Source organism: Allorhizobium borbori, from assembly GCF_014196535.1.
GTDB classification, from domain to species: Bacteria; Pseudomonadota; Alphaproteobacteria; order Rhizobiales; family Rhizobiaceae; genus Ectorhizobium; species Ectorhizobium borbori.
In genome coordinates, this window is sequence record NZ_JACIDU010000027.1 from 24,902 (window position 1) to 35,185 (window position 10,284).

General features: G+C 61.7%; 9 protein-coding genes. All 9 read left to right on the forward strand.

Going from position 1 to position 10,284, the window contains the following annotated elements:
- The first annotated feature begins 105 nt into the window (after positions 1–105).
- Complete coding sequence (locus tag GGQ66_RS21195) at positions 106–1,092, forward strand: ABC transporter permease (protein ID WP_183795418.1); 987 nt, start codon at positions 106–108, stop codon at positions 1,090–1,092.
- 69 nt (positions 1,093–1,161) lie between these two features.
- Positions 1,162–2,172, forward strand: coding sequence for a sugar ABC transporter substrate-binding protein (locus GGQ66_RS21200; protein ID WP_370686404.1), 1,011 nt, complete (start codon positions 1,162–1,164; stop codon positions 2,170–2,172).
- Positions 2,173–2,267: 95 nt separating this feature from the next.
- Positions 2,268–4,391 carry an ABC transporter permease gene (locus GGQ66_RS21205; protein ID WP_183795420.1) on the forward strand — a complete coding sequence of 708 codons (2,124 nt, stop codon included), beginning with the start codon at positions 2,268–2,270 and terminating at the stop codon, positions 4,389–4,391.
- Positions 4,388–5,437, forward strand: a complete 1,050-nt coding sequence (locus GGQ66_RS21210) for an SMP-30/gluconolactonase/LRE family protein (RefSeq protein WP_183795422.1) — start codon at positions 4,388–4,390, stop codon at positions 5,435–5,437. Before GGQ66_RS21205 ends, GGQ66_RS21210 begins: the two co-directional genes overlap by 4 nt.
- Positions 5,434–6,936 (forward strand): sugar ABC transporter ATP-binding protein, encoded by a 1,503-nt coding sequence (locus GGQ66_RS21215; RefSeq protein WP_183795424.1) that lies wholly within the window; start codon positions 5,434–5,436, stop codon positions 6,934–6,936. Before GGQ66_RS21210 ends, GGQ66_RS21215 begins: the two co-directional genes overlap by 4 nt.
- 33 nt (positions 6,937–6,969) lie before the next feature.
- Positions 6,970–7,377: a carboxymuconolactone decarboxylase family protein gene (locus GGQ66_RS21220; protein WP_183795426.1), complete on the forward strand. Its 408-nt coding sequence runs from the start codon at positions 6,970–6,972 to the stop codon at positions 7,375–7,377.
- Between the two features lies 1 nt (position 7,378).
- Positions 7,379–8,350, forward strand: a complete 972-nt coding sequence (locus tag GGQ66_RS21225) for a quinone oxidoreductase family protein (protein WP_183795428.1) — start codon at positions 7,379–7,381, stop codon at positions 8,348–8,350.
- Between the two features lie 111 nt (positions 8,351–8,461).
- A protein-coding gene (locus GGQ66_RS21230) for an IS5 family transposase (protein ID WP_183795430.1) occupies positions 8,462–9,222 on the forward strand; the annotation gives its coding sequence in 2 pieces (ribosomal slippage) (positions 8,462–8,786 and positions 8,786–9,222; 762 coding nt in all).
- Positions 9,223–9,252: 30 nt separating this feature from the next.
- Positions 9,253–10,284, forward strand: a 1,032-nt coding sequence (locus tag GGQ66_RS21235) for an IS110 family RNA-guided transposase (protein WP_370686403.1), incomplete at its 3' end; no start/stop codon positions are given.

Here is a 10,284-nt window from a genome sequence, read left to right on the forward strand (position 1 = left end):
ACATTCTTTCCTTCGTCACGGCGAAGGGGAGAATGGGTTTGCTGGCCGCCGTCTCCTGCCGCTCTTAGCCTGCCGGCTTGGCCGGGATTGAGGAGAACAGCGAACATGGATACGAAGAAAGGCTTCGACCTTTTCATTCTCAATCAGGAGCGGATCGTCCTGGCGATCACCGCGGTGATTTTCGTCGTGGCCTCGTTCGGCTTGCCGGGATTCCTGACGCCGGACAATCTCGTTGCCGTCGTCCGCTCGGTGTCGGTTCTCGGCATCCTGGCGCTCGGCATGGCCGTCGTCATCATCGGCCGGGGCATAGATCTCTCGGCGGTGGCGGTCATGGCGATGTCTGTCGCCTGGTATCTGCAAATGCTGAATGCAGGCTGGTCCGAGGCAGGCGCGCTGGCGCTGGTGCTGTCCGGCGTCATCCTGATCGGGCTCGTGAACGGCTTTCTCGTCGCCTATGCCGAAGTGCCGGCCATTTTCGTGACGCTTGCCTCGGCCTCGTTCGTCTTCGGTTATGTCCGCTCGCAGATCATCACCGCCGATGCGGTGCCCGTGCCGAACGGCCACTGGCTCCAGAGCCTCGGCGCCGTCCAGTTTCTCGACGTTCCGGTCGAGGTGTTCATCTTCGCCACCTTTGCCCTTATCGTCTTTCTGTTCCTGCGTTTCACCAAATGGGGCCGATACGTCTATTTCGCCGGCGACAATCCCGTTGCCGCGCGCAATGCCGGCATGCCGGTTCGCCCGATGCTGGTGCTGCGCTACACCATTTCGGCGATACTATCCTTCATCGCCGGCCTGCTGACTGCCGCGAGCCTGCATTCGATGAACACTCGCGTCGTCAATTCCACGCTGTTTTATGACATCGTTCTCGTTGCCGTGATCGGCGGCATCGGCCTGTCGGGCGGCAAGGGCGGCGTGCGCAATGTGCTGATCGGTGCCGCGTTGACCGGCATCCTGCTCAATACCATGACGATCATCGACATTCCGCTGATCTACCAGAACCTCATCAAGTCCACGATCCTGCTCGCCGCCATCATCATCGACGGCGTTCTCAACCCGCGCGACGAGCAGACGGCCCAGCAAGGCGATATCTGAAACCTGCGCCGAACCCCCTCGGCAATGACCGAAACGAGAGAGGAACTCGACATGAAGAAATGCCTGAAAATGCTTCTCGCCGCTGCGATGCTGAGCACGGGCCTCGCTGCCCCCTCGCTTCACGCCGCCGATGACCCGAACCCCGCGGCCTATGCCGCGGCGCTGAAAGGCAAGCGTGTCCTGCTCGTGCCGATGGCCATGGGCTTCGATCTGGCTCAAGGCTGGTCCGCCATCCTCAAGCGCGAAGTCGATGCCTTCGGCGGTGTCTTCGAAACCCGCGACCCCAACTGGAGCGTCGAGGCCGGCGCCCAGGCGATTACCGAAGCCATCTCTTCGGAAACCAAGCCGGACGTGCTGATCGTCATGTCGCCCGACCTCAACTCCTATTCCAAGCTGATGAAGAAGGCGCAGGCCGAGGGCATTTATGTCGTGCTCGTCGACAACCCCGCCAATTTCAAGGCTGACGCCTATGTCGGCGGCGACTGGACACAGCTCGGCCGGCTGGAAGCCGAGGCGGTGGTGAAGGGCTGCGGCCCGAACTCCTCCAAGAAGATCGGCCTGGTGCAGGGAGATCAGGTGAACGCCACCAGCCTCTACCAGTATGCCGGCATCATGGAAGTGCTGGAAAAGAAGTATCCGGACTTCAAGGTCGTCGCCAAGCCCGATTCCAACTGGGACGCCACCACCTCGCGCAACGTCACGACCACCATGCTGCAGCAGACGCCCGACATCTGCGGCATCATCGACTTCTGGGACGGCGACGCGACCGGTGCCGCCGCTGCCATCCGTGAGGCGGGCAAGCAGGACAGCGTTTTCCTCGTCACCACCGGCGGTGGCGAAAAGACGGCTGATTGCGACAAGATCGCCGACGGCACCTATGGCGCCGTCGTCATGACCGAACTGGCGCAGGAAACCCACAATATGGTGGCGATCATCAAGTACCTGCTGCAGAGCGGTCAGAAGCCCGGAACCGCCTCGCCGCTCATCTACACGCTGATGAAGGCAACGACGAAGGAAAACCTGCGTCCCGATAGCTGCTGGGACCTGAAGGCCCTGCAGGCCGACGCCGAAGGGAAGTAAGCCTGAAAATGACAGGCGGGCGGTCAAGTCGCCGCCCGCACCCCCATCCCCATGCCGCCGGGCGTTACCCGGCGCTCCAGACGGAATTCAGCCCGATGTCCTTTCGCGAACGTCTTCAGGCCTGGCGCTACAATCTCATTCCCGACCATCTCGTCGGCGAGATCCTGACGAAACGCTGGACGGACAACGCCATTCCGTTCCTCGTGCTGGTCGCCACTGTCGCCGCGTTCGGCACGTCGATTCCCGGCTTCTTCAAGCCCTTCTCCCTGCAGGAATCGACCCGCCAGCTTGGCGAGTTTTCCATCGTCGTCACGGGCCTGACGGTCGTCATGCTCGGCGGCGGCATCGATCTGTCGGTCGGCTCCATCTTCGCGCTGGCAACATTCGCGGCGGTGTCCGGCTTCTTCATCTTCGAACTGCCGGTCTGGGCGGCGTTCCTGATGGCCATCGGCACGGGCATCGCCTTCGGAGCGCTCAACGGCTACCTGATCGGCTTCAGACGCCTGCGCGCCTTCCTGACAACGCTCGTCACCTTCATCATCGGGCGGGCCGTATTCGACATCCTCGTCGTCAATTACGGCGCGGCGATCCAGACCTCCAGCGCCAGTTCCGATGTCTGGGACTTCATCGGCGACGGCAGCATCTACCGCATCTCCATCCCGGTCCTGACAGCGCTGGCGCTCGCGATCATCACCCATATCGCGCTCACCCGCTCCCGACCCGGCTGGCATGTGCTGGCGGTTGGCGGCTCACGCCGCTCGGCCCACAATGCGGGCATCAAGGTGAAGCAGACCGTCTTCATGACCTACGTGTACTCCGGCTTCTGCGCGTCGCTCGCCGGCTTCCTCATCGCCTGCCGCCTCTCCGGCGCGGGACCGGGCACCGGTCTCAACATGGAAATTCTGGCGCTGACCGCGGCGGTGGTCGGCGGCAATTCGCTCGGCGGCGGGCGCGGTTCGGTGGTCAAGGGCCTGATGGGCGCGATCATCGTGCTCGTCATGAACAACGGCCTCATCCGTCTGGGCTATGGCACAGGCACCAACCAGATGGTGATCGGCCTGATGCTCGCCATCGCGGTCATCATCGACATTCGCTGGCTGAAGAACCGCCACAAGGTGCTGAACGAGGTCTATGTCGCACCGGTCTATCTGAAGATGGGCGAAACGCAGTCCGCCGTGCCGGGTTCAGCCTCACCCTATGCCCTCAACAACGCCATTTCGAAGACCGATTACATCGGCCTTGGCGCACTGGAGGGGCCGGAAGACGTCATTCTCGACCGCGACGACCATCTCTATTGCGGCACCCGCCACGGCGAGATCATCCGTTACTTCGCGCCGGATTACAGCCGTTCGGAAGTCTTCGCCCATATTGGCGGTTTTCCGCTCGGACTGGCGTTCGATCGTGACGGCAACCTCATTTCCTGCGTCGGCGCCATGGGCCTCTATTCGATCTCGCCGGATCGCGAAGTAAAGCGGCTGTCCGCCGAAACCCGCCGTTCCTGGACATCGGTACAGGACGACGCGCGCCTGCGTGACCCGAACGACCTCGACATCGCACCCGATGGCCGCATCTATTTCACCGACAGCACCAAGCGCTATGACGCGCATGACTGGGCACTCGATTCCATCGAAAACCGCGCCACTGGCCGTCTTCTGGTCTACGATCCGAAAACCGGCGAGACGAAGACGCTGCTGGATGGCTATCGCTACATGAACGGCGTGTGCATGGCCCATGACGGCAAGAGCCTGTTCTTCGCCGAAAGCTGGGCGTGCCGCGTGCATCGCTACTGGCTGGAGGGCCCGAAGGCCGGCACCGCCGAATGCGTCATCAAGGATATGCCGGGCTATCCCGACAACATCAACCGCGCCTCGGACGGCACCTACTGGATGGCGTGGCTTGGCATGCGCACCCCAAGCTTCGACCTTTCGCTGCGCCACCCCGGCTTTCGCAAGCGCATGACCCGCCGCCTGCCGCAGGACGACTGGCTTTTCCCGAACATCAACACCGGCGGCGTGGTGAAGTTCGATGAAACCGGCCGCATTATCGGCACGCTCGGCGATCTGACCGGCCAGTCGCACCCGATGGTGACCTCCATGCGTGAGCATAAGGGCCACCTCTTCATCGGCGGCATTCTCAACAACCGCGTCGGACGCCTCAGGCTCGAAGGTGCGGACGAAGGCTGGACCGGTCCGCTATCCTACTGGGGAGAACGGGCATGACGATCTTCGATCCGATCCTCGATTTCTTTCGCGGCAAGGCAGTCACCGTTCCACCGCTCGACGGTGCGTTCCGGCCCAACCGCCGGTTGGACGAGGCAACGGTCGCCGGCGCGATCGCCAGCCCCATTGATCTTGCTGTTTACGACGGTGCGCTGGTCGTTGCCTCCGGCAATGCCGTCCACCGACTGGAAAGCGATGGAAGCTTCGCCGTTCACGCCATTTTCCCCGCACCCGTCTCCGCCCTCGCCGTCTCCACCGACGGCCGGCTGGCGGTCGCGCTGGAAACCGGCGCACTGTCCGTCGACGGTCAAGCCATCGCCCTGCCCGACGATATCCGCTCCATCACCGCACTGGCCTTTTCGCCGGACGGCACGCTCTTTCTGGCCAATGGTTCACAGAAGAACGCGCCATCCGCCTGGAAGCGCGATCTGATGGAAAAGCAGGCCTCCGGCTCGCTATGGCGCGTCGGCAGCGAGGGCGCCCGAAAGGTGGCGGGCGGGCTTGCCTGGCCGCAGGGCATCGCCTTTGCCGGCGGCAGGCTCATCGCCAGCGAAAGCTGGACGCGGCGCCTCGTCGCAATTGATCCGGATACGGGCGCCATCTCGACGGCTCTCGCCAATATTCCGGGTTATGCCGGCCGTATCACGCCGCTTTCAGTCGGCGGCTTCGCGCTTTCGGTCTTTGCCCCGGTCAACCGGTTGATCGAGTTCGTGCTGCAGGAAGATACCTACCGCACCGATATGCTGCGCGAGGTCGATCCGGCCTGCTGGATCGCGCCGATGCTGTCGTCCGGTCGCAGCTTCCTCGAACCGCTCCAGTGCGGCGGCATCAAGACGATGGGCATCCACAAACCCTGGGCGCCGAGCCTTTCCTACGGGCTTCTCGCCCGGCTCGACGCGTCGCTGCATCCTGTCGACAGCTATCACAGCCGCGCCGATGGCAACCGCCACGGTATTTTCGGCGCCGCCGAAAAGGATGGACATCTCTATACGATTTCCGCCGGCGGCGACGTGCTGCTCGATCTCGGCGAGGGACAGACCGCATGACGACCGACACGATCATCCGCCTTGAGGACATTTCCAAGCTTTATCGCGGCGTGCCCGCCGTCAAGGGCGTGACCTTCGAGCTGAAGCGGGGCGAAATCCATGCGCTGCTCGGCGAAAACGGCGCCGGGAAATCGACCCTGACCAAGATCATCGCCGGCGTGGTCGAGGCCTCATCCGGCCGCATGTTCCACAAGGGTGAAGAAAAATCCTACGCCTCGCCCAATGAAGCGCTGGATGCCGGTATTGCCATGGTGTTTCAGGAGACATCGCTGGTACCGTCGATGACGGTGGCGCAAAATCTCTATCTCGGCTCGGAAAAATTCCTGAACCGCCTGCGCGGCATCTACATATCGGCCCAGCAATTCCTGCAATCGCTCAACTTCGCCGTCGATCCGACCGCGCTGGTCGAAACGCTGGGCGCCGCCAAGAAGCAGATGGTCGAGATTGCCCGCGCCGTCCATCACAATGCCGAGGTCATCATCTTCGATGAGCCGACCGCGACGCTGACGCCGGAGGAAAAGCGGCATTTCTTCGCGCTGATCCGGCGCCTGAAGGCGCGCGGTGTTTCGATCGTCTTCATCAGCCACGCGCTGGAAGAGGCCTTGATGCTCTCCGACCGCATCACCATCCTGCGCGACGGCGAACTGGTCGCTTCGGGAGAAACCAAGGACTTTGACCGCGAGAAGATCATCGCCGCCATGGTCGGTCGCTCGCTTTCGGCCGAACTCTACCGCCAGCGCGATGAGGCTACGGTGCGCAAAGCGGGCCACAAGGTGCTTTCGGTGCAGGACATCTCGATGGGCGCGACCGTGCGCAACAATTCCTTCTCCGTTTTCCAGGGGCAGATCACTGGCATTTTCGGGCTGATCGGTTCGGGCCGCACGGAAACCTTCAAGATCGTTTCCGGCATCTACAAGCGCGACTTCCTGCGCGGCGGCTCGATCGAACTCAATGACAGGCCGGTGCGTTACGTCGTGCCGCGCGAGGCGGTGAAGGACGGCATCGTCTACATCACCGAAGACCGCAAGTCCGAAGGCTTCTTCGAGACCATGTCGATTGCCGAAAACATCTTCGGCGGACTTCTGGCCGCCGACCGGGAGAAGCATGCGATCATCAGCTACAGCGAAATGCGCGAGGCAGCCGCAGAATGGACCCGGGCGCTTTCCGTACGCGCCATCAACGACAATGCCCGTGTCGTCGAGCTTTCCGGCGGCAACCAGCAGAAGGTGGTGATTGGCAAGGGGCTCGTGCAAAAGCCCAAGATCGTGATCTTCGATGAACCGACGCGCGGCGTCGATGTCGGCGCCATCGCCGAGATCCACCAGATCATCAACCGGTTGGCCGACGAGGGGCTTGCCGTCGTGGTCATTTCCTCCTACCTGCCGGAAATCATGAACCTTTCCGACCGCATTCTGGTGTGCCGGCAAGGCCGCATCGTCGAGGAGTTTTCCCCGATCGAAGCGACCGAGGAAAAGATCATGTATGCTGCGGTTCACTGAGCAGAACGCGGCCGGCTACAGGAGGAGACACGAATGGCAACGGTGAAACTGCTGACCGACGCGGAGATCGAGGCCATTCCGGCCGCGAAGGCCGTGTTCGACGACATCCGCGCGACGCGCAAGAGCGATTTCGTCAATAATTTCTGGCGTGCGCTTGCCAATGACCCGGCGAACCTCAAACGTGTCTGGGACACGCTGAAATCAGTGATGACGGTAGAGGGCGCCCTTGATCCGCTGGTGCGGGAGATGATCTACATCGCGGTTTCCACCGCCAATGCCTGCCAGTATTGTGTCCAGTCGCACACGGCAGCGGCCCGCGCCAAGGGCATGACCGACGCCCAGCACGGCGAGTTGCTGACGATCATCGGCCTTGCCGCCCAGACCAACCATCTGGCGATTGCCATGCAGGTTCCCGCCGATCCGGAATTCGAGGTGCAGTAAAATGAAAGCTATTGTTCTCGACGCACCGGGCGACGCCGATGCCATGCAATGGCGCGAGGTGTCGGTGGCTCAACCCGGCCCCGGCGAGGTGCTGCTGCGTCACACCGCCATCGGCGTCAATTTCATCGACGTCTATTTCCGCAGCGGCCTCTATCCCTGGCCTTCGCAAACGCTCACCCCCGGCGCTGAAGCCGCGGGCGTGGTGGAAGCGGTGGGCGAAGGCGTGAGCGATGTGAAGGCGGGCGATCGCGTCGCCTATGTCGGTCGCCACGGTGCTTACGCCGAATACCGGTTGATCGAGGCCGATCGCATCGTCGTGTTGCCGGATGCCGTTTCCGACGAACAGGCTGCCAGTGGTCTGCTCAAGGGCCTGACGGTGCATTTTCTGGTGAATTCCACCTATGCGGTGCAGCCGGGCGACACCGTCCTGGTGCATGCGGCCGCCGGCGGTGTCGGCCTCATTCTCGGACAATGGCTCGCTTCCATTGGTGCAACCGCCATCGGCACGGTCGGAACGGCGGAAAAGGCGGCATTGGCCGCTCGCTCCGGCTATGCTCACACCATCCTCTATCGCGACGAGGATTTCGTGGCCAAGGTGAACGAAATCACCGGGGGCAAGCTCTGTCCGGTCGTCTATGACAGTGTTGGCGCCGACACATGGCGGGGATCGCTGAAATGCCTGCGCAAGCGCGGCATGTTCGTGAATTTTGGCCAGTCCTCCGGCATAATCACCGATTTCAAGCTCTCGGATCTTGCCCAGAACGGCTCGCTCTCGGCCTGCCGGCCGGTGCTTTTCGATTACGTTGAAACGAAGGAGGAACTGCGCACCCGCGCTGCCGATCTGTTCGATCGCATCGGACGCGGCAGTCTGACAGTCAAAGCCGGAGATCGCCTGCCACTTGCCGATGCCGCCGAGGCTCACCGCCGCCTCGAGGCCCGCAGAACAAGCGGCTCCACGATCCTCATTCCCTGAACTGGGAACGGCATCGTAAGGTCAGCGGAACTTGGACTGCTGACTTGGGTTACGACCTGTTGATTTTAGCTGACGGGCGTGATTCAGGCTTCGCGAGAAGGAGCCTGGCCGATGAGTAATTTGTTTTGGCTGACGGACGAGCAAATGGCTCGTCTTCAGCCCTATTTCCCCAAGAGCCATGGTCGCCAGCGCGTTGATGATCGACGCGTTCTGAGCGGCATCATTTTCGTCAACCGCAACGGCCTCAGGTGGTGCGATGCGCCAAAGGAATATGGCCCCTCCAAGACGCTTTATAACCGCTGGAAACGTTGGGGTGACAAGGGCATATTTCTCCAGATGATGGAAGGCTTGGCTGTGCCTGAGGCTGCAGAGCACAAGACCATCATGATCGACGCGACCTATCTCAAGGCCCACCGCACGGCTTCCAGCCTGCGGGTAAAAAAGGGGGCTCGGGCCGCCTGATTGGGCGCACGAAAGGCGGCATGAACACCAAGCTTCATGCCGTAACGGATGCGAATGGTCGCCCGATCAGTTTCTTCATAACGGCCGGTCAGGTCAGCGATTACACCGGTGCTGCCGCCCTGCTTGATGAACTTACCAACACCAAATGGCTACTGGCCGATCGTGGATACGATGCCGACTGGTATCGTGAAGCTTTACAGGCGAAGGGGATCACTCCCTGCATTCCGGGTCGGAAGTCCCGCAACAAAACCATCAAATACGATAAACGCCGCTACAAACGCCGCAACCGGATCGAGATAATGTTCGGGCGACTCAAAGACTGGCGGCGTGTCGCTACGCGCTACGACAGATGCCCAATGGCCTTCCTCTCCGCCATCGCTCTCGCTGCAACCGTTATCTTCTGGCTCTGATCAACGAGATGCTGTAACGGGGCCTGCGCCGTGCACGACCAGCCCAAGCATCTTGCAATTGCTCATGGCAAGCTGTCGCTGTTCCCGTATCAATCTCAATCGGAGGAATACGGGATGAAGTTGTTTATCGGACTAGATGTATCACTAGCGAAGACCGCCGTCTGTGTGATCAATGAGTATGGCAAGATCGCCAGGGAGGCGCAGGTTCCCAGTGATCCCCAGGCGATCGTGGACTTTGCAAACACCCTGGAGGGAGCGGTCGCCATCATCGGACTGGAAGCCGGACCGCTGTCCCAATGGCTGCATCGCGGCCTGGCCGATGCCGGGCTGGATGTTGTCCTGATGGAAACCCGGCAAGTGAAGGGTGCTCTGAAGGCAATGCCGATCAAAACGGATCGGCGCGACGCAGAAGGAATTGCCCGACTGCTTCACATGGGGTGGTTCAGGCCTGTACATTGCAAATCCGTGTCGGCACAGGAGGTTCGCGCGCTTTTGGCTGCCCGCAAGGCGATCCAGCAGGGCATGATCGCGCTGGAGCTATCTCTACGCGGACTGCTGAGAAACTTTGGCCTGAAGGTTGGCGCCATCTCACGCGGCCAGTTCGACGCCCGGATTAGGGAATTGGTGGATGGCAATGCCATGCTGGAAGCAGCGGCTGGGCCGATGTTACGTGCGCGCGCAAGCCTGCGCCAGGAACTAGCCGGTCTCGAACGTCAGGTCCGCCTGCTTGCGAAGGATGACGCGGTGTGCCGACCGTTGATGACGATGCCGGGGATTGGGGCGGTCGTCGCCTTGACTTTCCGATCCGCTGTCGATGATCCCGCGCGGTTCTCGTCATCCAAGAAAGTTGGTCCATGGGTTGGCCTTACACCATCGCGCAACCAGTCGGGGGAGCGCGACGTGATTGGCGGCATTACGAGAGCTGGCGACGCCAATCTACGAAGAGCCTTGTGTCAGGCGGCTACCGTTATGATCCATCGGGGTCGCTCGACATGGCTGAGAAGCTGGGCCGCACAAGTCGCCAAACGCCGAGGTGCAAAGCGCGCGATGGTGGCTTTGGCA